This window comes from Nocardioides sp. GCM10027114 (assembly GCF_042659625.1).
Classification (GTDB): domain Bacteria; phylum Actinomycetota; class Actinomycetes; order Propionibacteriales; family Nocardioidaceae; genus Nocardioides.
Genome location: NZ_JBHSSS010000023.1, coordinates 43,007 through 64,383 on the forward strand (window position 1 = coordinate 43,007; position 21,377 = coordinate 64,383).

The window sequence follows — 21,377 nt, forward strand, 5'->3', positions numbered from 1 at the left end:
GCCTGCCATGACTGAGCTCGTGCACCACGACGTCGAGGGCAGCCTGGCCACCATCACGCTGGACTCGCAGCACAACCGCAACGCGCTGTCCCGCCAGCTCGTCGCCGAGCTGTTCGGGCACCTGCAGGCCGCCGAGGCCGACGACGCGGTCCGGGTCGTGCTGATCCGGGCGGAGGGCAAGGTGTTCTGCTCCGGCGCGGACCTGTCCGAGGCCACCGCCGGCGGCATGGAGGAGGGCGCCCGGCGGATCGTCGAGCTGCAGCGGCTGATCTGCACGATGGGCAAGCCGGTCGTGACGCGGCTGCACGGCGCGGTGCGGGCCGGCGGGATCGGCATCGTGGCTGCGTCCGACATCGCGATCGCCAGCGACGACGCCACCTTCGCGCTGACCGAGGTCAAGCTCGGCCTGGCCGCGGCGATCATCTCGCTCACCGTCCACCACCGGATGAACCCGCGGGCCGCGGCGCTCACCACGCTCGGCGGCGAGGTCTTCACCGGCGCCGAGGCGGCGACGTACGGCCTGGTGACCGCGGCCGTTCCTGCTGACGCGCTCGACGCGCAGGTCGACAAGGTCTGCGCCTCGCTGGCCACCGGCGCCCCGCAGGGGCTGCGCGAGTCCAAGAAGATCCTCAACCGCGACCTGGTCGCCCGGATCGACGCGGGTGGCGAGGAGATGGCGGCGCTGTCGGCGCGGCTCTTCGCCTCGGACGCCGCACGCGAGGCGATGACCGCCTTCCTGAACCGCTCGAAGAAGTAGCCGCCCTTTCTCGGGACGGCAGGCAACCATCGGGGGAGGTCAGGTGGTCGACCGGGACATGAGCACCTTGACGGGGGAGAGCGCCGGGGAGGCCACGACGTCGCCCGGACGGCCGGCAGCCCGGGTCGGCTTCGACGACTTCGTCGCGGCCCGTTCCAGCGGTCTGCTGCGCACGGCCTACCTGCTGACCCACGACCACGCGCTCGCCGAGGACCTGCTGCAGACCGCGCTCACCAAGGCGTGGTTCGCGTGGTCCCGGATCGAGACGCACCCGGAGGCCTACGTCCGCCGGATCCTGGTCACCACCTACGCCTCGTGGTGGCGCCGCAAGTGGAACGGCGAGCACGCCACCGGGGACCTGCCCGAGCCCGGGGTCCCGGACGGGACCGCGGCCGTCGACGCCGGCCACGACCTGTGGCGGGCGATGGAGCGACTGCCGCGCCGGCAGCGGGCCGTGCTGGTCCTCCGGTACTTCGAGGACCTCACCGAGGCCCAGACCGCCGACCTCCTCGGGGTGACCGTCGGCACCGTGAAGAGCCAGGCCAGCAAGGCGCTGGCCAAGCTGCGGATCGACCCCGCCCTGGCGGCGGGACCCGACGTGGACGCTGCAGCTCAGACCCAGGAGGAGGACCGATGAGCACGCTCGACGACCTGCGCAACACCCTCGACCAGCAGGCCCGCGGCCTCCACGACGACGCGGTCGCCGACCGTGCCGACGCCGTCCGCGGCCGGGTCCGCGCCGTACGCCGCCGCCGGGCCGCCGCCGTCGTGGCCGCCGCCGCGGTGGCGGTCGCCGGGGTCGCGGTCGCCGTGACCGACGGCTCCAGCGACATCGACCCCGCCTCCGACCGGGAGCTCGTCGGCCAGGTGGCGCCGTCGGCGATGTCCTCGCTCGGCTACGTCTACGAGTACTCCTCCGGGCAGGAGGGGACCGATCGGCTGGAGGTCGAGCTGGCGGCCGGCGACGGGCCGAGGCTCGTCTCGTGGGCCACGGGCTCGGAGGCCCAGGAGGTTACCTACTGGCTCAGTGACGGTCGGGCCGGACGTGCCGACGCGGTCGACTTCGGCGACTTCGTGTGGGTGTCGCCCGGGTACGAGGGCACCTTCACGCTCAAGGGCGACGGCGACCTCGGCGTCGCGGTCTACGAGCTGTCGGAGGGGTTCGACCCGCCGGCCGGCTACACGGAGCGCGGGATCACCTTCCGCCAGAACATCGCGGGTGCGACCCTGGCGGGCGCCGACCTGGGCGAGCCCGGCGACGCGGAGCTGACCGTCGAGGCCGACGTCTCCGGCCGCGTCCAACTGTCGTTCCTCTGCGCCGGCGGACCCGCGAACACCTGGACCCACTACGAGGTCGACGGCCGCCCCGGAGGGGCGTTCGGACCGGGCTGCGACGACGGTGCGTTCGACCCGGGGGACGGTGGCGTCACCACCACCGTCGACCTGACCGGCAGCCCGGTCCAGGTGAGGATGTGGGTGACCCGCGGCGAGGACGGCCCCCGGGTCGACGACGAGGACCTCACCGTGGGACTGGGGCTCTACGAGCCGCCGCCCCCGGCGGCACGGCTGGCCGGGCAGCGCGTCGAGGAGGTCGTCGAGCGTCTGGGCCACCGCTGGCGGCTGGTCGACACGGGCGAGATGCCTCCGGGCGGACGCGATATCGAGGCGGCGGCACTGCCGGGCCGTGACACCCTGGTGGTCGGCTACTTCCGCAGCGGAGCCGAGAGCCTGGTCCTCGAGGTGCTGAACGGGCGCACGGGGACGGAGTGGGCGACCGGGGTCGGTGCTCCCGAGATCGGAATCCTCCACGACGGCCGCGGCACAGCGGGGCTGGAGGTCCGTGGTGGAGCCGAGGGGCTCGAGCTGGGGATCGCCCGCTACGAGCGGGTCGACTGACGCCCGACCAGCGACGGCGAAACGGCTCGTGACGGGTCCAGCGGGTAGTCTTGAAGACTTGTCACATCCGGTTCGTGGGGGAAGAGGAACGTCGTTGTCTGATCAGCTTGCCGAGCGCGAGACCGCTCTCGAGCAGGAGTTCGTCGACCGCGTCTACCGCCAGCTCGAGGTGTCGGCCGCGGCTGCCAAGGAGCTCGCGCGCGAGGGCCACGGCCGGGGCCGGCTCGGCCACGAGGGCGGGCTCGTCGAGCGCGACGCCATGGTCTTCCAGGCCGCACGGCGCATCGCCCAGCTCGACGCTGCCCACGAGGGCCTCGTCTTCGGCCGGCTCGACCTGCGCGAGGACGTCGACCGCGAGCCGCGCTACATCGGCCGGATCGGTCTGCGCGACGAGCACCGCGACTCCCTGCTGATCGACTGGCGCGCGCCCGCCGCCGCCGTCTTCTACCAGGCGACCGCCGCCTCGCCGCACGACGTGGTGCGCCGCCGCGTGCTGCGCTGCGCGGGGCCGCAGGTGGTCGGTGTCGAGGACGAGCTGCTCGACCCTGACAGCCCAGGGGCCGAGGCGCTTCCCATCGTCGGCGAGGGCGCGCTGATGGCGCAGCTCTCGCGGGCCCGCGACCGGTCCATGCACTCCATCGTCGCCACCATCCAGGCCGAGCAGGACAAGGCGATCCGCGCCCCCGGCAAGGGTGTCGTGTCCATCTCCGGCGGCCCCGGCACCGGCAAGACGGTCGTCGCGCTGCACCGCGCGGCGTACCTGCTCTACACCGACCGGCGGCGCTACGAGGGCGGCGGCGTGCTGATCGTCGGCCCCAGCGGCGTGTTCATGCGCTACATCGAGCGGGTTCTGCCGTCGCTGGGTGAGACCGCGGTCGCGCTGCGCTCGCTCGGTGAGGTCGTCGACGGCGTCCGTGCGATCCGCCACGACGAGCCGGCCGTCGCCGACGTCAAGGGCGCGGCGAAGATGGCCGAGCTCATGCGCCGCACCGCGCGGCAGCAGGCGCCCGGCAGCCCGACCGAGTTCCGGGTGTTCTGGCGCGACGACGTCATCACCCTCGACAAGGGCCTGCTCGGCCGGCTGCGCCGCCAGCTGATGTCGCAGGGCCGCCGCAACCGGCAGCTGCCGCGCGTTGCCGCGACGCTGCTCGACGCGATGTGGCGCCAGGTGAAGGGCGAGCGCGGTCGCGAGCGCGGCCGCGAGGCCTTCAACGACGAGATGCTGTCGCGCCAGGACTTCGTCGACTTCGCGCTGGCCTGGTGGCCGCCGCTCGACGCCCCCGAGGTGCTGTCGTGGCTCCGCGACCGCGACTTCCTCGCCCGCGTCGCCGAGGGCGTGCTGAGCGCCGAGGAGCAGCGCCTGCTCGCCAAGTCGTGGAGCGGCGAGGGCCCGATCGAGAAGAACCTCTCCGTCGAGGACGTCCCGCTCCTCGACGAGCTGCGCTACCTCCTCGGCGACGTGCCCGCGCGCCACGAGGACGACCACGGCCTCGACGACCACGTCGGCGGCGACCTGCAGGAGCTCACCACCGCCGCGGACCGCGAGTACGCCCCGTCCGGCCGGGCCTGGACCCCGCCCACCCACCGGATCGAGGACGACGCCTACGCCCACGTCCTCATCGACGAGGCACAGGACCTCACCCCGATGCAGTGGCGGATGGTCGGCCGGCGCGGCCGCACCGCCTCGTGGACCATCGTCGGCGACCCCGCCCAGTCGTCGTGGCCGGTGCCCGAGGAGGCCGCCGAGGCCCGGGCCGCCGCGCTGGAGGGCAAGGACCAGCACGAGTTCCACCTGTCGACCAACTACCGGAACTCCTCGGAGATCTACGCCCATGCCGCGGCGTACGCCGAGCGGGTCGGCCTCGACGCCGACCTGCCCACCGCGGTCCGGTCGACCGGGATCGAGCCGAAGGTGCTCACCGAGGTCGCCGACGTCGAGTCGGCCACCCGCCAGGCGGTCCGCGAGATCGCCTCGGAGGTCGCCGGCACCGTCGGCATCGTGGTGCCGGTGGCCCGCCGCTCGGAGGTGAACTCCTGGCTGGCGTCGTGGCCGGAGCTCGCCGAGGACGCCCCGTCCGCGAAGGCCGCCGTCGACTCCTCGGTCGCCCCGTCCGGCGAGGACCGGATCGTGGTGCTCACCGGCCTCGACACCAAGGGCCTCGAGTTCGACGGCATCGTCGTCGTCCGCCCGCAGGAGATCGAGGACGAGTCCGCCACCGGGCGGGCCACGCTCTACGTCGTGCTCACCCGCGCCACCCAGCTGCTCACCACGGTCAGCTGAGGCTGGCCCGGCGCTGCACCTCCCGCAGCATGTGGCGAACGGCGAGCACGTGTCCGCGGCTGCCGACCACCAGCAGCCGGTAGGCCCGGCCGCGCAGGCCCGGGAAGTCGGCGTGGGTCGTGGCCCGCAGGATCGTGGCGACACCGGGCCCGGGGCCGACCGCGAAGTCCAGCCGGTACCGCGCGAACCGGTGCCGTCCCACCAGCGTCAGCCGCTCGTTCGGGACCTCCTCGGCGACTTCGAAGCCGGGCGCTGGGTCGGTGCCGAGCAGCGACGTGATGAGCCGCGCCGCCGGACCGCCCGGCTGACTGTGCAGCGAGGCCGCGTACTCCCGCAGTGCCGCCCACACCCGCTCGGGCGCGCCCTCGACCGTGAGGGAGTGCTCGTCGACGAACGCCAGCCGGTCGCTCTCCACGTGGCCACCGTAGGTCCGTGTCGGGTCCCGAGCGAGTAGGTTTCGGCGCATGGGTGGGAGCAAGAAGTCCTGGGAGGACCTGACACCGCTGCAGCAGAAGGCGATCGTCGTCACCGGCATCGTCGAGGTGGTGCTCACGACGTACGCCGCCCGCGACCTGCGGCACCGGCCGTCGGCGGCGGTGCGGGGGCCGAAGGCGCTGTGGGCGCTGGCGCTGGGCGTGCAGCCTGTGGGGCCGGTCGCCTACCTGCTCGTCGGCCGCCGCTGACCGCCGTCCCAGCGGCACCGGCTCGGCCCGGGCCGCAGCACGCCACGGCCTAGGCTTCTCCGCATGACCGCCACGCCCGACGCCCGGACCGCCATCGCCGCGATCCAGGAGCACGAGGCGTGGGCGATCATCCGCCGCTCCACTCGCGCGGGCGACCGCGACACCGTCGGCGTCGTCGGCGGCGCCCGCCGTGAGGTCGAGTCGCTGCTCGACGTGCCGCTGGAGTCGGGCGTGCCGGAGCCGGGCCACATCGCCGACCGGCTGCTGGCGGTGCCGTTCCGGCAGGTCCGCGAGCGCGGCTTCGAGGCCCACGACGACGGCACCCCGCTCGTGGTGGTCGACGTCGAGACCGAGCTGGAGTTCACCGTCGCCGAGGTGATCGACGCGATCGACGACACGGGCATCGAGTTCGCCGACCGCGGGGGCTTCGACACCAGCGACGAGGAGTACGCGAAGGTCGTCGAGGCGATCATCCGCGACGAGATCGGCCAGGGTGAGGGCGCCAACCTCGTGGTCGGCCGCCACTACCGCGCCCAGGTCGCCGACTGGGGCGCCGACAAGGCGCTGACCGTCTTCCGCCGGCTGCTCGAGCGGGAGCGCGGCGCCTACTGGACCTTCGTCTTCTTCACCGGCGACCGCTACCTCATCGGGGCCAGCCCCGAGCGCCACGTCTCCATCCATGGTGGCGACGTCCGGATGAACCCCATCAGCGGCACGTTCCGGGTCCGGCCCGACGAGCCGGGCGGCGCCGGGGACGAGTCGGGCCTCAAGCCGCGGCTGCTCGACTTCCTGCGCGACGAGAAGGAGATCTACGAGCTCTTCATGGTCGTCGACGAGGAGCTCAAGATGATGTGCGACATCTGCCACGAGGGCGGCCAGGTGCTCGGGCCGTTCCTCAAGCCGATGACGCACCTCGTCCACACCGAGTACCTCCTCGCCGGCCGCACCGCCCGCGACCCGCGCGAGGTGCTCCGCGACACGATGTACGCCGCCACGGTGACCGGCAGCCCCGTCGAGAACGCCTGCAGGCTGATCAAGCGCTACGAGCAGGAGGGGCGCGGCTACTACGGCGCCGCGCTCGCGATCCTCGGCCGCGACGAGCAGGGCGGCCCGGTGGTCGACAGCCCGATCGTCATCCGCACCGCCGACGTGGGCCTCGACGGCCGGCTCAAGGTGACCGCGGGGGCGACGCTGGTGCGCGACTCCGACCCGACCTACGAGGTGGCGGAGACCCGGGCCAAGGCCGGCGGGATCCTCTCCGCGTTCGGCCTGGTGCCGCCCGCGCCGGCGCCGTCGGTCGGGATCGCCGAGCTCGCGGCCGACGAGGACGTCCTCATCGCGCTCAACTCGCGCAACCGCCGGCTCAGCACCTTCTGGTTGACCGACCAGGCCGGCACCCCGCCGGACCCCCGGCTCGCCGGCAAGCGGGTTGTGATCCTCGACGCCGAGGACGACTTCGTGAACATGCTGTGCCACGTGCTCGGCGTGCTGGGCCTCGAGACCACGGTGGTGCGCCACGACCGCTACCGGCCGGGCGACCTCGAGGGGCACGACCTCGTCATCGTCGGCCCCGGGCCGGGCGACCCGCGCGACGGCGACGACCCGAAGATCGCCACCGTACGAGAGGTCGTTGCGGGGCTGCTCGAGGGCGACACCCCGTTCCTCGCGGTCTGCCTGGGCCACCAGACGCTCAGTCACCTGATCGGGCTCGACCTGGACTTCAAGGACATCGTCTTCCAGGGCACCCAGTCGCCGGTCAGCATCGGCGGCCGCACCGAGCGGGTCGGCTTCTACAACACCTTCGTGGCCCGAGAGCCCGAGGCCGGGCTGCCCGACGGGGTCGAGGTCGAGGCGGACCCGGCGACGGGCGACGTCCACCTCCTGCGCGGGCCGCGCTACCGAGGCATCCAGTTCCACGCCGAGTCGATCCTCACCGAGCGCGGCTACGACCTGATCCACGACCTGGTCCGCGACCTGCTGCTGGGGTGACGCGGGTGGCCGCCCGGGACGTTCCAGTCGTGCCAGACGTCACCGACGTCCCTGATGTGGTGGTCGTCGACCACTACGACTCCTACACCTGGAACCTGGTGCACCTGCTCGCCGAGGTGACGGGCCGGCTGCCGCGGGTCGTCCAGCACGACGAGACCTCGCCGGAGGAGGTCCTCGCCCACTCCCACGTCGTGCTCTCGCCGGGGCCGGGGCACCCCGACGTCCGCGCCGACTTCGCGGTCGGCCGCGAGGTGCTGCTCGCCGCGACCCGGCCCGTGCTCGGCGTCTGCCTGGGGATGCAGGGCCTCGTGACGGCGTACGGCGGGACGGTCGACCGGCGGCCGCCCGCCCACGGTGAGGTCGCACAGATCGCCCATGACGGCCGGGGCGTCTTCACGGGCCTGCCGCAGGGCTTGGCCGCGGTCCGCTACCACTCGCTGGCCGCCGTCGAGGTGCCGTCGTGCCTCGAGGTGACCGCGCGCAGCGACGGCGACGGGGCCGTGATGGGCGTGCGCCACACCGACCTGCCGTTGGAGGGCGTCCAGTTCCACCCCGAGTCGGTGCTCTCCGAGCACGGCGCCCGGCTGGTCGCCAACTTCCTCGCGGGGACGCGATGAGCGATCCGGTCCCGTTCTTCCGCGACCTCGCCGCCCGCGAGGCCAGGTGCTTCTGGCTCGACGGCGGCGGCGCCCGCGAGTGGTCCGGGAGCCGGTCGGTCGTCGGGTGGCTCGAGCCCGACGACGTGTCGCTGACCTACGACGCCGCCCGCCGCGAGGTGGTGCGGCACGCCGGCGGTCGCAGCGAGGTGGCCGGGGACGACGTCTTCGCCGTGCTCGCCGACGAGCTGGCCGCCGGGCCGGACGACGCCTCGTGGTTCGGCTACCTCGGCTACGCCTGCCGCCCCGACCTGCCCGCGGCGACCGGCGGCGGGCTGCCCGACGCGGTGTGGATGCGGCCGAGCCACGTGCGGATGTTCCGGCACGACGCGGGCGTGTCCGGTGGGGGGTCTCGACGGGCTCGACCGGCGCCGGGCACGGCGGACGAGGGGTCTCGACGAGCTCGACCGACGTCCGACGACGCTGTCGTTCCCGAGGAGTACGCGGCGGCCTTCGCGCGGGTCCAGGAGCACCTCCACGCCGGCAACACCTACGAGGTCAACCTGACCCACCGGCTCGACGTCGACAGCGACCTCGACCCGGCGACGGCGTACCTGCGGCTGCGCGACCTCAACCCGGCGCCTTACGCCGGGTTCCTGCAGCACGACGTCCCCGGCCACCGGGCCTGGCTGCTGAGCTCCTCACCCGAGCGCTACGCGCTGGTGACCGCCGACCGGGTGCTGGAGACCAAGCCCATCAAGGGCACCACCCCGCGCGGCGCCACCCCCGCGGACGACGAGCTGCTCCGGGCGCGGCTGGGCACCGAGTCGAAGTTCCGCGCCGAGAACCTGATGATCGTCGACCTGCTGCGCAACGACCTGTCGATGGTGTGCGAGCCGGGCAGCGTCGAGGTCCCGGCGCTGATGCAGGTGGAGTCCTACGAGAACGTTCACCAGCTCGTCTCGACCGTCCGCGGCCGCCTCGCCGACGGTGTCAGCACCCTGGACGCGCTGCGTGCCCTGTTCCCCGCGGGGTCGATGACCGGCGCGCCCAAGCTGCGGACCATGCAGGTCATCGAGGAGGTCGAGGCCACGCCCCGCGGGCCGTACGCCGGCGCGTTCGGCTGGCTCTCCGCCGACGGCCGCGCCGACCTGGGCGTGGTGATCCGGGCGCTGGTGACCGCGGGCGACGGCCGCTACCGGCTCGGCACCGGCGGCGGGATCACGGTGCAGTCCGACGTCGCCGACGAGCACGCGGAGACCCGCTGGAAGGCGGACCGGATGCTGCGCGTCTTCGACGACTGAGGGCGTCGGAAGCACGCTCAGGCGAGGCCGCGCGCTGACCAGGCGGTCGCCGTGACCTCGAAGGGGCCCCGGGGGAGAGCCTCGAGACAGGCGACGCGGAGCCGGTCGCGGGTCGAAGCGTCGAGGCCCGCGACCCAGGCGCCGGCTGGCCCCACGCCGAGCGTGAACGGCTCCCACCACGCCTCGGCGCCCGCAACGGCGACGGTGACCGTGAGCGGTGCGGCCTCGACCGCCGCGAGCCCGGCTGCCCCGAACAGCTCGGCCAGGTGGCCCTCCCGAGTCCCCGGCAGCTCGTGCTCACCGGGCGCGGAGGGGACGACCTGCCGAGCCACGCGCCAGAAGAGGGACAGCGGGCCGGTGTCGCCACCGTGGTCCCAGACGCATGCCGCCACCACCGATCCCGGTCTCGCCACTCGACGCATCTCCCGCAGGCCCGCGACCGGGTCGGCCATGAAGTGCACGACGAGCTCGGCGGCGACGAGGTCGAAGCTGTCATCGGGGAAGGGCAGCGCCTCGGCGCTGCCGCGACGGACGTCGACCCCGGGGCACCGGGCCGACGTGGCCGCCACGAAGTGTCCGGAGGGGTCGACGGCCGCCACGGCCTCCGCTCCGAGGTGGTCCACGAGGCACGCCGTGAGCGCCCCCGCGCCGCACCCCACGTCGAGCGCGGTGCCCCCGAGCGCCGGTGGTCCGGCCCAGTCCAGGAACACGTCGGCCAGCGGCTCCGAGAACCGGCCCATGAAGCGCGTGTAGGCGTCGGCAGCGACGTCGAAGCTCACCTCACCGAGGGTAGGCGCCCGACGCCTTCAGCCACGCGACCGGATCGACGTTGTCCTCGTAGATGCCGCCGCCGGTGGGATGCACCTCGAAGTGGAGGTGGCAGCCGGTGGAGTTGCCCTCGGTCCCGACCAGCCCGATCGGCTGCCCGGCCCGGACCTTCTCGCCCGGCTCGACGGCCAGCGCCGACATGTGGGCGTACCAGGTGGTGAGCGAGCCCTCGCGCCGCGAGACCATCACGAGCCAGCGGCCCGACCAGCTCTGGTCGGTCCGGACGATCACGGTCCCGGCGGTCGAGGCCAGCACCGGCGTGCCGCAGGCAGTGGAGAAGTCGGTGCCGGTGTGCATGCTCGCCCACCGCTTGCTGGTGCGGCCCCAGTTGTCCTGGTCGACCCAGGACGCGCTCTTCGGCAGCGGGAAGGCGACCTTCCCGATCCCCTTGATGCGGGCTGCGGCGGCGGCCGCCGCTGCCGCTGCTGCGGCCGCCGCCAGCTCGTCGGCGAGCACGGACTCCTTCACGACCGTGCGCGCGGTCTTCATCTCCTCGAGGACCTCCTCGCGGGCGGCCTCGGCCTCGTCCACGGCGGTCCGGGCCTTCTCCAGGGCCCGCTGCGCCTGCCGCTCGGCCTGCGCCACGCTGTCCGTGGCCGCCTTCAGCGCGTCGCGCGAGCGCTCGGCGTCCTCGACGGTGGCCGACTGGTTGCGGCTCATCTGCTGGACCAGCACCAGGCCGTTCACCAGGTCCTCGTCGCTCTCGGCGGAGAACAGCCGGCCGAACGCGCCGATCGAGTCGATCGCATAGCCCTCGGTGATCAGGTCGACGAACAGCTCGCGGTCGCGCCGGTAGTCGGCGCGGGCCACCGAGAGCACGCCCCGCGCGGTCTGCAGCGTCAGCCGGGCGTAGCGGGCGTCGATCTTGGCCTCGTCGGCGACGACCACGGCGGCGTCGTACTCCGCCACGCGCTCCATCAGTCGGGCGTGGGTGTCGGCGAGCGCCTGACGCGCCTCGAGGGTCGCGTCGCTGTCGGTGGGCAACGGCTCCACGAGCTCGGGATCGAGCTCCCAGGTGCTTGCCATGGCGATCTCCTGCTCGGCGGCGAGCTCCTTGCCGTGGCTGCCCTTCCCGCCGACGCCGTGGTGCTCGTGGCCGTGGTGCTTGCGGGCCGTCTTGGTCCCCGCACGCTTGCCGGCAGCCTTGTGCCGGTCCTTCGCGGCGACCTCGCGGGCGGTGTCGGAGGCGTCGAGCTGCGTCGGGGCCAGCTGCGGGCGCACGCCAGCGGCCGCCGCCGGTCCGGGCCCCAGGGCCGTGAGCGCGGCAGCGACCGCAAGGGCGTACACGACACCCCGTTGGCGCCGGAGGGCCCGGCGGTTCCGCTGCATGGGGAAAGAGTTCGGCCCGGAGGCCAGCCGCCGCGCCGAAATGGGAGGCGCCTCCCCAACATTGGGGACGCCGTGTAGTCCGTTCGGGTGGGATGGGTCAGGGGTTGCTGGGGGCTTCGTGGCCCTCCCGGACCTCCGGGGCCCCAGCAGGTCTGGACCGGCCCGGGTCCGCCGCGCCGGGCAGCCGGACGACGAGCCGGGTGCCGCCGCCCGGCCGCGGCTCGGCGGAGACCGTGCCGGCGTGGCGCTCGACGACCTGCTTCACGATGGACAGCCCCAGGCCGGAGCCCGGCATCGACCGGGCCTCCTCGGCGCGGTAGAAGCGGTCGAAGACGTGCGGCAGGTCCTGCGTCGGGATGCCGGGGCCGTGGTCATCGACGGTGAGCACGCCGTCGGCGATCCGGACGGTCACGCTCCCGTCGGGCGGGCTCCACTTGGCCGCGTTGTCGAGCAGGTTGGTGACCGCACGCTCCAGCCCGGCGGCCTCGCCCACGACCCACCAGGACCCGGCCCGGACGTCGAAGTGGACCGCCGGCGCCCGGCGGCGTACCCGGGCCAGGGCGCGGTCGATGATCTCCGCGAGGTCGACCGGCTCGACCACCGGGGCCAGCGGCTCCTCGCGGGCCAGCTCGACGAGGTCGCCGATGAGGGTGGTGAGCTCCTCGATCTGGGCACGGACGTCGTCGAGGAGCTCGGCGCGCGCCTCCGCGGGCAGGCCGCCCGCGGTGTCGGCCTGCGACAGCAGGTCGAGGTTGGTGCGCAGCGACGTCAGCGGCGTGCGCAGCTCGTGGCCGGCGTCCGCGACGAGCTGTCGCTGCCGGTCGCGGGAGGCCGCCAGTGCGGTGAGCATCTGGTTGAACGCCGTGGCGAGCCGCGCGATCTCGTCGTCGCCCTCGACAGGCAGCGGCCGCAGGTCCTCGGTCCGGGCGATCTCCTCGACCGCCACCGTGAGCCGTCGCACCGGACGCAGCCCGTTGCGGGCCACCGCCCAGCCGGCCATCCCGGCGACGATGACGCCGGCGCCGCCGAACAGCAGCATCACCAGGCCGAGCCGCGCCAGCGTCTCCTGCTGGGGCTCGATCGACTGCGCCAGCACCAGCGCCTGGCCGGGGACGGTGGGCACGGTCACCACGCGGTAGTCGGTGTCGCCGGCGCCGATGGTCCGGACGCTGTACGACGCGTCCCCGCCCGCCACGTCGAGCTCGGGGGAGCCGAGCTCGAGCGCCGGGCCCGTGTCGAAGGTGCGCCAGCGCTGGTCGCTGGTGATGTAGATGATCCGGACGTCGGCCGCGCCCAACGCCCACGACGGCAGCTCGTAGTCGGTGGTGATCCGCGACAGCGCCGGGTAGCGGGCGGCCTTCTCGGCGCGGTCGAGCAGCGACTCGTCGAGGGTGGCGAGCATCTGCATCCGCACGGTGAGGAAGGCGCCGAGCGCCACGAAGGCGACCGCGAGGCCCACCGCCATGGTGGTGAGCAGGATGACGCGGCTGGCCAGCGAGCGACGGTAGTGCCAGCCGGAGCGGACGTCCCCGCGCGAGGCGGTCATGACTCCTTCAGGACGTAGCCGACGCCGCGCACGGTGTGGATGAGCCGCGGCTCGCCGCCGGCCTCGGTCTTGCGGCGCACGTAGCCGACGTACACCTCGAGGGAGTTGGCGGAGGTGGGGAAGTCGTAGCCCCACACCTCCTCGAGGATGAAGGAGCGCTCCAGCACCCGCCGCGGCCGGCGCAGGAACAGCTCGAGGAGGGTGAACTCGGTGCGGGTCAGCTCGACCAGCCGGTCGCCGCGCCGCACCTCGCGGGTGGCGAGGTCCATGGTGAGGTCGCCGAACTCGAGCACCTCGTCCTCGTCCTCGGCGGGCGGCGCGGCCCGGCGCAGCAGCGCCCGGAGCCGGGCGAGCAGCTCCTGCAGCGCGAACGGCTTGGTGAGGTAGTCGTCGGCGCCGGCGTCGAGGCCCTCCACCCGGTCGCCGACGGCGTCGCGGGCCGTGAGGACCAGGATCGGCACGTCGTTGCCGGCGGTGCGCAGCGCCTTGGTGGCCTCGATGCCGTCGAGCCGCGGCATCATCACGTCCATCACGACCACGTCGGGGCCGACGCCGGAGATCCGAGCGAGCGCCTCGGCGCCGTCGGTCGCGAGCGCGACGTCGTAGCCGTTGAACTCCAGCGACCGGCGCAGCGACTCGCGCACGGCCCGGTCGTCGTCGACGACGAGCACGCGGGGTCGGTCGGCTGCGGTCACGTCACCACTGTGCCAGTCCCGCCTGAGTCGGCCCTGAGAATCAAGGGCAGCGACGTCTCACTGGGTGTGTCTCATTTGGCCGGCTCGGGACCCGGCTGCGCTTGCCGCACATGCCGATGAGCGCGTGAGCCGGGCACCTGTCCGCGTATGCCGGTGGGCGGACCGGTGGATGTGCAAGTCAGGGAAGCAGCGCCTCTACCTCACGGAGGCTCTTGATCGTGGCTTGTGGTTGCACGTGAGCCGTCTCTGCCAAGCGGTTCAGCCATACGCCTCGCAGTCCTGCCTGTGATGCGGCCAATGCGTCCGTTTGGAGATTGTCGCCCACGTAGCAGACGAAGTCAGGAGACCGGCCAAGCCGCTCACAGGCAGCAAGGAAAGCCTCAGGCGCGGGTTTCGGGGCAGGCAACGAGGAGGATGCGATCACGAAGTCGAAGCGGTCGAGAAGACCGACGGCTCGAAGTTTCGAGCGCTGCTGCGCTTCGTCCCCGTTAGTGAGCACCCCGAGTGCCGCGCCAGAGGCAGCCAGAGAGTCCAGTGCGGGAACCACGTCCTCGTAGGCGACCCACGCGGCCTCATAAAGTTCGAGGTAGGACTCGAATAGTCCGTCGACCACCGAGGTGTCGGGGACAGGACGTTCGAGGAACATCAGCAAGTCAGTGATCCTGGAGCGGCGTTGGGCCTGGAACGTCAGGTCGCCGCGCAGGTAGGCGGCGTAGTGGATGGCTTCGAGGCGGATCCACTCTGCGGCGATGACGTCGTACCCCAGATTGCCCCTAGCGCCGTGCCAGGTCACCCAATCCGCGACTGCCGTAACGGAGGCGGCTGTGTGATCCACCAGCGTGCCGTCTAGGTCGAACAGGCCTCCCCGCTTCACGCGCTGGACGCTAGCAACCGGTCCCGACACGTCCGCACATGCCGCACTCCGCGCGGACGCCGGTCATCGCAGTCAACGCCAAATGGGACACACCGGCTCAGAGGTAGCGACCGGCAATGGTCGCGGCGCGGGCGGCGTACCCGCCACCGAACATGGCGGCATGCACCAGCAGCGGGAAGAGCTGGTGCAGCGGCAGCCGGTCCTCCCAGCCGTCGGCCAGCGGGCTCGCCTCGTGGTAGGCCTCGAGCACGCGGGGCAGGTGGGGCAGCCCGAACAGCGACAGCATCGCGAGGTCGGCCTCGCGGTGGCCGCCGTGCGCGGCCGGGTCGATCACGCGGACCTCGCCGTCGAGCCCCCAGAGCACGTTGCCGTTCCACAGGTCGCCGTGGATCCGGGCCGGCCGCTCCTCGGGCAGCAGGTCCGGCAGCCGGCCCACCACTCGCTCGACGGTGCGGGCGTCGTCGTCGGTCGCGGCGCCCCGGTCGCGCGCCAGCTTGAGGTAGGGCAGCACCCGCCGGGTCGCGTAGAACTCGCCCCAGGTGGGCGCAGGCCGGTTCGGCAGCGGCAGCCGGCCGATGAACCCGTCCCGGCCCCCGCCGAACTCGGGCGCGCCGGCGTCGTGGGTCCGGGCGAGCGCACGGCCGAACGCGAGCGCCGCCTCGACGGTGGTCTTGCCGGGCTCGACCCAGCGCAGGATGACGCACTCCTCGTCGTGGCCGAGGACTTCCGGAACCCCCACGCCGTCTGCCTCGCCGAGCCAGCGCAGGCCCCGCACCTCGGCCTCGAAGAAGCCCTCGGGCGCGTGCGGAAGCGTCTTCATCAGCGCGGTCGTGCCGTCGTTGAGGCGCATCCGCGTGGCGGTCGCGATGTCGCCTCCGGCGACGGGGGCCGTGCTCACCACGGCCACGCCGAGGATGTCCTCGGCCCGTCGGGCGACCAGCGGCAGCCGGGTCATCGCGGTGCGCTCTCCCAGGTGCGCTGCCGCAGCTCCGCGACGATCGCGTCGGCGGTCCGTTCGACCATCTGCAGCACCTCCTCGAAACCGGAGTCCCCACCGTAGTACGGGTCGGGCACGTCCGCGCCGCGGTCCACGGGGTCGAGGTCGCGGAACTTCGCCACCCGCTCGCCCCGGCCGCCGAGGTCGGCGAGGTTGTCCTCGTCCATCGCGAGCAGCAGGTCGTACGCCGCGGCCCACCCGTCGTCGTACTGCCGGGCGCGGTGCCGGGTGGGGTCGTAGCCGGCCCGGTCGAGGGTCGCGGCGGCGCGGGAGTCCATGGGCCGGCCCACGTGCCAGCCGGCGGTGCCGCAGCTGGCGACCTCGACGACGAGTGCGGGCTCGGTGCCGTCGTCGAGCAGGTCGTCCAGCTTGGCGCGCAGCACCACGTCGGCCATGGGGGAGCGGCAGATGTTGCCGAGGCAGACGACGCCGATCCGGTAGCGGCCGGGCTCGCGCGGCGGGGGGAGGGCCACCGTCAGTCCCGCTCGCCGATCAGGCCGTCGACCATCCAGGTGACCAGGGTGACCACCAGCGCGCCGCCGATGGAGGTCCAGAACCCGGTCACGGTGAAGTCGATGCCCACCTCGCCGGCCAGCCAGTCGGTCAGCTGCAGCATCAGCGCGTTGATCACGAGCAGGAACAGCCCGAGGGTGAGGATGATGAAGGGGATCGAGAGGAGCTTCAGGACCGGCTTCACCACGGCGTTGACGGCGGTGAAGATCGCCGCCACCACGAGCAGCGGGAGCAGCTTCTCCTCGATCTCGGTGGTGCCGTTGCCGCTGGGGCCGGCGAACCGGATCCCCTCGAAGAGCCAGGCCGCGGCGGCCAGGGCGGCGGCGTTGCCGATCAGGAGGCTGAGGATCCGCATGCCTCGATCCTAGGGCCCGGTGCCGCGGGCTAGCCTCGGGCGAGTGTTCCCCGTCGGTGGTGTGGGCGTCATGCTCCTCGGCGCCGCGCTGGCCCTCGTGCCGTGCGGCCTGCTGGCGCTGCTCGCCCGCCGCCGCTACGGCCCGGTCGGCTCGTTCGCCCTCGGCGGCCTGGTCTGGAGCCTGGTGGTCATCGGCCTGGTGACGCTCCTCCCGGCCGACGGCGCGCCCGGCATCGTCGCCGCCGAGGGGCGGCTGACCACGTGCGGCGAGATCGGCGGCCCGGCCCCGGACGGCTTCTGGATCTTCGACGGCGGGCAGCGGCTGCTCAACACGGTGCTCTTCGTGCCGGCGGGCGCGCTGCTGCTGGTCGCGGCGCTGTCCCGGCCGGCCTGGTCGCTGCTCACCGTCCCGGTGGGGCTGGCCGCGCTCGCGGCGTACTCCGGCGCCATCGAGTGGACCCAGCTCGAGCTCGCCCGGCTCGACCGTGCCTGCGACCTCACCGACGTCGTCGACAACGTCTCGGGCGCGCTGATCGGGGCGCTGGTCGGGCTGGGTGTGGGACTGGTGCTGCGGCCGTGGCGGCGAACCCCGTCCGGGCGGCCCGGAGGTGCCCGCCCCCGCGCCGGGTCTGGCGCGACGCACTAGCCTCGCCCGCATGAGCACGCCCCAGCCGCGCCCCAACGTCGCCGCCATCCCGCCGTACGTCGCCGGCAAGCCGCCGCGGCCGCGCGAGGGGCTCACCACCTACAAGCTCTCCTCCAACGAGAACCCCTACCCGCCGCTGCCGGGCGTGGTGGAGGCCGCCTACGCCGCCGTCTCGCGGATGAACCGCTACCCCGACATGGGCAACAGCGAGCTCTACGACGCGCTGGCGAAGCGGCTCGGGGTTCCGCAGGAGCACCTGTCGTTGGCGACCGGCTCGGTCGCGCTGATCTACCAGCTGGTGCAGGCGTTCTGCGAGCCCGGCGACGAGGTCGTCTTCGCCTGGCGCTCGTTCGAGGCCTACCCGATCGGCGTCACCGCCGCGGCCGCCAAGTCGGTGCGGGTGCCGGTGCTGGCCGACGGCCGCCACGACCTCGACGCGATGGCGGCCGCGATCACCGACCGCACCAAGGTCGTCCTCGTCTGCACGCCCAACAACCCGACCGGCCCCGCCGTCACCCAGGCCGAGCTCGACGAGTTCCTCGCCAAGGTGCCGTCGCACGTCCTCGTCGTGGTCGACGAGGCCTACCTCGAGTTCGTCCGGATGGACGACGCGATCGACGGCGTCGCCACCTACCGCCGCCACGAGAACGTCATCCTCACCCGGACCTTCTCCAAGGCCTACGGCCTCGCCGGCCTGCGCGTCGGGTACGCCGTCGCTCCCGAGCAGATCGCGACCGCGCTGCGGGCGGTCTCGCTGCCCTTCGGCATCTCCTCGGTCGCGCAGGCCGCCGCGGTCGCCTCGCTGGAGCGCGAGGCCGAGCTCCTCGAGCGCGTCGACGCGCTGGTGGCGGAGCGGTCGCGGGTGGTCGCCGGGCTGTCCGAGGCGGGCTGGGACGTGCCGGACCCGCAGGGCAACTTCGTGTGGTTCGAGCTGGGTGACCGCACGGCCGAGTTCGCGGCCGCGGCCGACGACCTCGGCATCGTGGTCCGGCCCTTCGCCGGCGAGGGGGCCCGGGTCTCCATCGGGGAGACCGAGGCCAACGACCGGCTGATCAGGCTGGCTGCGGACTGGTCTCGCTGACGGTCTCCTCGGCGGCGTCGGTCGTGGTGGCGGGTCGCCGGTCCATCTCGCGCCACCGTGCGTCGAGGGCGGGCAGCACCGTCACCGCGAGGTAGGCCGCGCCCACGGCGAGCATGGCCGCGGGCAGCCCGAAGGCGGCGATGAGCCCGCCGCCGAGCAGGCCCCCGAAGGGCATGAGTGCGAAGGCCATCGACGTGCTCAGCGAGGTCACCCGTCCCACGAGCGGGGCCGGGATCCGCTCGAAGACCACGGCGCCGAGCACGGGATTGATGAACCCCGCGGCGAAGCCGCCGACCACGGCCACCGCGAGCACCCAGGCGAATGGGATGTCGAACGCCGTCGCCACGTAGCGGGGCGCGCCGCCGACCAGGAACGCCAGCAGGTAGGTGCGGTGGCGCGGCAGCCGGTGCCCCCACGTCGCGGCGCAGGTCGCCCCCAGGACCGAGGCGCCGCTGAAGACGGCGAAGAGGATGCCGATCGCGGCCGCGCCGCCGCCGTACTCCTTGGCCCAGACCGGCACCATCACGCTGAACCACGCCACGTCGAGCAGGTTGGTGAGCGCGACCATCACCGCGATCCCGAGCAGCACCCGGTCGCCGCGCAGGAACGCCCACCCCTCCCGCAGTTGGGACAGGTAGCCGGGAGACACGCTGGCGCCGGGGGACACGCTGGTCGAGCCCGTAGAGACCAACGACCTCGTCGACCACGCGAGCACGACCGCCGCCACTCCGAAGCTGGCCGCATCGACGGCCAGCGCGTACGTCGGGCCGACCAGCGCGACCAGGCCGCCGGCGAGGGCGGCGCCCAGCATGGACGCGGTCCGCTCCACGGTGGAGGCGAGCCCGGTGGCCCGCTCCATCGGGACACCGGCCTGCGCGACGAGGGTCGGGATGAGGGCGTGCTTGGCGGCGTCGCCCGGCCCGCGCAGGGCACCGGCGACGGCGACCAGCGCCAGGAGCACCGGGAAGGACAGCGCTCCGGCGAGGTGGAGCAGCGGGACCAGTCCGACGACGACGAGGCTGCCGACGTCGCAGACGATCGAGACCCGGCGGGCGCCGAGCCGGTCGATGACGGGTCCGCCGAGGACCTTGAGCACGACCATCGGGGCCATCTCGGCGAGCGCGACGAGGCCCGTCAGCGTGGGCGAGCCGGTCGTGGTGAGCACGAACCACGGCAGCGCGATCATCGAGATGCGCGTGCCGGTGAGGGAGACTGCCTCGGCGGTCAGCCAGCCGTAGAGCGGGCGGCGGGTGCTCACGGCTGCTCCTCGCCCGTCGCCACCGCCCCGGGGCGCGGAAAGGCATGGAGCTGGAGGACGAAGTCCGCGGCGCCATCCGCTGTCTCGGGCTCCTCCTCCACGTCGTTCACCACCGCGATCAGCGCCTCGACCAGCGCCTTCGCCTTGGCCGGTGTGAGTCTGATGCCCCAATCGCTGACGGTGGTCGCCTCCAGCCAGGGCCGCGGGAGCAGCCCGCGCTCCTCGACGGCCTGCTGCAGCTGCTCCGTGTGCACGACGGCTACGGCCTGCATGAAGGCGTCGAGCGCGTCCCGCGCCTCCTCGTCGACGGCCGCCTCCGGCGCGGTGGAGGTGGCCTGGTGGCTGGCGCGCCACCAGCGCTCGCGCCCGGTGCCGCGGTCGGGGTCGTCCTCGACGAAGCCGTGTTGGGCGAGCTGGCGCAGGTGGTACGACGTGGCGCCGGTGTTCAGGCCGAGCCGGGTGGCGAGCGTGGTGGCCGTGGCGGGGCCGTCCGAGCGGAGCAGCCCGAGCATCCGCATCCGCGCCGGGTGGGCGAGCGCCCGCAGACCGGCGATGTCAGGGGTGATCGAGGTGAGGTCCACGGCAGCAGCGTAGGACTGCAAAGAAGTCTTTGCAAAGGATTCTTGGTATTTGAATGTTGAACCGTTTGGGGAGGTCCGGGGCTGGGAACGCTGACGGGCATGAGCAGCCAGGACCCGACGTACGTGAAGGACGGCGAGGAGTTCCAGCGGGACATGACCTACGTCCCCGACCGGATCACTCGCGACGCCCGCACCCCCGAGCACGGCCCGGTCGACGGGAGGCTGTGGCCGGTCGAGCCGGGGCGCTACCGGCTGGTCGCCGCGCGCGCCTGCCCGTGGGCCAACCGCTCGCTCATCGTCCACCGGCTGCTCGGGCTCGAGGACGTCATCTCGGTCGGGCTGCCCGGCCCGGTCCACGACGCCCGCAGCTGGACCTTCGACCTCGACCCCGACGGCCGGGACCCGGTCCTCGGCTACGAGCGGCTGCAGGAGGCGTACTTCGCCCGCTTCCCCGACTACGACCGCGGCATCACCGTGCCGGCGGTCGTGGACGTGCCGACCGGCGAGATCGTCACGAACGACTTCCCGTGGATCACCCACGACCTGTACTTCGAGTGGCAGGACCACCACCGCCCCGGTGCGCCGGACCTGTGGCCCGCGGACCTGCGCGAGGAGATGGGCGAGGTGATGGATCGGGTCTTCACTGAGGTCAACAACGGCGTCTACCGCTGCGGCTTCGCCGGCTCGCAGGAGTCGTACGACGACGCCTACGACCGTCTCTGGGCCGCGATGGACTGGCTCGAGGACCGGCTCGCCGACCAGCGCTTCCTGATGGGCGACCAGGTCACCGAGGCCGACATTCGGCTCTTCACGACCCTGGTCCGCTTCGACGCCGTCTACCACGGCCACTTCAAGTGCAACCGCAACAAGCTGACCGAGATGCCGAACCTCTGGGGCTACGCGCGCGACCTCTTCCAGATGCCCGGCTTCGGCGAGACCATCGACTTCGACCAGATCCAGGCGCATTACTACGTGTGCCACAAGGAGATCAATCCGTCCCAGATCGTCCCCAAGGGCCCCGAGCGGTCCGTCTGGGAGGCCGCGCACGACCGCGAGCGCCTCGGCGGCAAGCCCATCCAGCCCTGGTAGCGGCAGGGCTGCGACCGGCGGTGTGGTCTCGACGAGCTCGACCGGCGTGTGGTTGCGGAGGGCCGGAAAGTACGACGGT

22 protein-coding genes are annotated in these 21,377 nt (G+C 73.2%); 11 read left to right on the plus strand and 11 right to left on the minus strand.

Annotated elements, in window-relative coordinates; translation table 11 throughout:
- Positions 1-7 precede the first annotated feature (7 nt).
- The 4 genes from ACFP2E_RS11475 to ACFP2E_RS11490 all read left to right on the plus strand — a co-directional run bounded on the left by ACFP2E_RS11475 (position 8) and on the right by ACFP2E_RS11490 (position 4,934).
- Complete coding sequence (locus tag ACFP2E_RS11475) at positions 8-757, plus strand: enoyl-CoA hydratase-related protein (RefSeq protein ID WP_378522889.1); 750 nt, start codon at positions 8-10, stop codon at positions 755-757.
- A gap of 58 nt (positions 758-815) precedes the next feature.
- Positions 816-1,394, plus strand: coding sequence for a SigE family RNA polymerase sigma factor (locus tag ACFP2E_RS11480; protein WP_378522888.1), 579 nt, complete (start codon positions 816-818; stop codon positions 1,392-1,394).
- On the plus strand, positions 1,391-2,653 hold the full coding sequence (locus ACFP2E_RS11485) for a hypothetical protein (RefSeq protein ID WP_378522887.1): 1,263 nt from the start codon (positions 1,391-1,393) through the stop codon (positions 2,651-2,653). The genes ACFP2E_RS11480 and ACFP2E_RS11485 overlap by 4 nt, the downstream gene beginning before the upstream one ends.
- Before the next feature lie 94 nt (positions 2,654-2,747).
- On the plus strand, positions 2,748-4,934 hold the full coding sequence (locus tag ACFP2E_RS11490; protein WP_378522886.1) for a HelD family protein: 2,187 nt from the start codon (positions 2,748-2,750) through the stop codon (positions 4,932-4,934).
- On the opposite strand, the gene ACFP2E_RS11495 is transcribed toward ACFP2E_RS11490, so the two are convergent.
- Positions 4,927-5,349, minus strand: a complete 423-nt coding sequence (locus ACFP2E_RS11495; protein ID WP_378522885.1) for a hypothetical protein — start codon at positions 5,347-5,349, stop codon at positions 4,927-4,929. The genes ACFP2E_RS11490 and ACFP2E_RS11495 overlap by 8 nt on opposite strands.
- 49 nt (positions 5,350-5,398) lie before the next feature.
- Between ACFP2E_RS11495 and ACFP2E_RS11500 the strand changes: the two genes are divergently transcribed.
- The 4 genes from ACFP2E_RS11500 to ACFP2E_RS11515 all read left to right on the plus strand — a co-directional run bounded on the left by ACFP2E_RS11500 (position 5,399) and on the right by ACFP2E_RS11515 (position 9,506).
- Positions 5,399-5,617 carry a PLDc N-terminal domain-containing protein gene (locus ACFP2E_RS11500; RefSeq protein ID WP_378522884.1) on the plus strand — a complete coding sequence of 73 codons (219 nt, stop codon included), beginning with the start codon at positions 5,399-5,401 and terminating at the stop codon, positions 5,615-5,617.
- 63 nt (positions 5,618-5,680) lie between these two features.
- A complete protein-coding gene (locus ACFP2E_RS11505; protein ID WP_378522883.1) occupies positions 5,681-7,606 on the plus strand; it encodes an anthranilate synthase family protein in 1,926 nt (641 codons plus the stop codon).
- Positions 7,607-7,635: 29 nt separating this feature from the next.
- Positions 7,636-8,223, plus strand: a complete 588-nt coding sequence (locus ACFP2E_RS11510) for an anthranilate synthase component II (RefSeq protein ID WP_378522882.1) — start codon at positions 7,636-7,638, stop codon at positions 8,221-8,223.
- Positions 8,220-9,506 (plus strand): anthranilate synthase component I family protein, encoded by a 1,287-nt coding sequence (locus ACFP2E_RS11515; RefSeq protein WP_378522881.1) that lies wholly within the window; start codon positions 8,220-8,222, stop codon positions 9,504-9,506. The genes ACFP2E_RS11510 and ACFP2E_RS11515 overlap by 4 nt, the downstream gene beginning before the upstream one ends.
- 17 nt (positions 9,507-9,523) lie before the next feature.
- Here the strand turns inward: ACFP2E_RS11515 and ACFP2E_RS11520 are convergent, their stop codons facing one another.
- The 8 genes from ACFP2E_RS11520 to ACFP2E_RS11555 all read right to left on the minus strand — a co-directional run bounded on the left by ACFP2E_RS11520 (position 9,524) and on the right by ACFP2E_RS11555 (position 16,643).
- The gene (locus ACFP2E_RS11520; protein ID WP_378522880.1) at positions 9,524-10,285 is read right to left on the minus strand and encodes a class I SAM-dependent methyltransferase; all 762 of its coding nucleotides are present in this window, start codon (positions 10,283-10,285) and stop codon (positions 9,524-9,526) included.
- Between the two features lies 1 nt (position 10,286).
- The gene (locus ACFP2E_RS11525) at positions 10,287-11,663 is read right to left on the minus strand and encodes a M23 family metallopeptidase (protein ID WP_378522879.1); all 1,377 of its coding nucleotides are present in this window, start codon (positions 11,661-11,663) and stop codon (positions 10,287-10,289) included.
- A gap of 97 nt (positions 11,664-11,760) precedes the next feature.
- Positions 11,761-13,209 (minus strand): sensor histidine kinase, encoded by a 1,449-nt coding sequence (locus ACFP2E_RS11530; protein ID WP_378522878.1) that lies wholly within the window; start codon positions 13,207-13,209, stop codon positions 11,761-11,763.
- Positions 13,206-13,904, minus strand: coding sequence for a response regulator transcription factor (locus ACFP2E_RS11535; RefSeq protein ID WP_378522877.1), 699 nt, complete (start codon positions 13,902-13,904; stop codon positions 13,206-13,208). The genes ACFP2E_RS11530 and ACFP2E_RS11535 overlap by 4 nt, the downstream gene beginning before the upstream one ends.
- Before the next feature lie 178 nt (positions 13,905-14,082).
- Positions 14,083-14,778, minus strand: a complete 696-nt coding sequence (locus ACFP2E_RS11540) for an HAD family hydrolase (protein ID WP_378522876.1) — start codon at positions 14,776-14,778, stop codon at positions 14,083-14,085.
- A 97-nt stretch (positions 14,779-14,875) separates the two neighbouring features.
- A complete protein-coding gene (locus tag ACFP2E_RS11545) occupies positions 14,876-15,733 on the minus strand; it encodes a fructosamine kinase family protein (RefSeq protein ID WP_378522875.1) in 858 nt (285 codons plus the stop codon).
- Positions 15,730-16,248: a low molecular weight protein-tyrosine-phosphatase gene (locus tag ACFP2E_RS11550; protein ID WP_378522874.1), complete on the minus strand. Its 519-nt coding sequence runs from the start codon at positions 16,246-16,248 to the stop codon at positions 15,730-15,732. The genes ACFP2E_RS11545 and ACFP2E_RS11550 overlap by 4 nt, the downstream gene beginning before the upstream one ends.
- A gap of 2 nt (positions 16,249-16,250) precedes the next feature.
- Positions 16,251-16,643: a phage holin family protein gene (locus ACFP2E_RS11555; RefSeq protein ID WP_378522873.1), complete on the minus strand. Its 393-nt coding sequence runs from the start codon at positions 16,641-16,643 to the stop codon at positions 16,251-16,253.
- Positions 16,644-16,686: 43 nt separating this feature from the next.
- Here ACFP2E_RS11555 and ACFP2E_RS11560 point away from each other — a divergent pair, with 43 nt between their 5' ends.
- The gene (locus ACFP2E_RS11560; RefSeq protein ID WP_378522872.1) at positions 16,687-17,289 is read left to right on the plus strand and encodes a VanZ family protein; all 603 of its coding nucleotides are present in this window, start codon (positions 16,687-16,689) and stop codon (positions 17,287-17,289) included.
- Between the two features lie 10 nt (positions 17,290-17,299).
- Complete coding sequence (hisC, locus tag ACFP2E_RS11565) at positions 17,300-18,370, plus strand: histidinol-phosphate transaminase (protein WP_378522871.1); 1,071 nt, start codon at positions 17,300-17,302, stop codon at positions 18,368-18,370.
- Here hisC and ACFP2E_RS11570 read toward each other — a convergent pair.
- Both ACFP2E_RS11570 and ACFP2E_RS11575 read right to left on the minus strand, forming a co-directional pair.
- The gene (locus ACFP2E_RS11570; protein ID WP_378522870.1) at positions 18,342-19,628 is read right to left on the minus strand and encodes an MFS transporter; all 1,287 of its coding nucleotides are present in this window, start codon (positions 19,626-19,628) and stop codon (positions 18,342-18,344) included. The two genes, hisC and ACFP2E_RS11570, sit on opposite strands and share 29 nt — an antisense overlap.
- Complete coding sequence (locus tag ACFP2E_RS11575) at positions 19,625-20,209, minus strand: ArsR/SmtB family transcription factor (RefSeq protein WP_378522869.1); 585 nt, start codon at positions 20,207-20,209, stop codon at positions 19,625-19,627. Before ACFP2E_RS11575 ends, ACFP2E_RS11570 begins: the two co-directional genes overlap by 4 nt.
- A gap of 99 nt (positions 20,210-20,308) precedes the next feature.
- On the opposite strand from ACFP2E_RS11575, the gene ACFP2E_RS11580 reads away from it, so the two are divergent.
- Entirely contained in the window at positions 20,309-21,298 is a 990-nt protein-coding gene (locus ACFP2E_RS11580) for a glutathione S-transferase family protein (protein ID WP_378522868.1), read from the plus strand.
- Positions 21,299-21,377 lie beyond the last annotated feature (79 nt).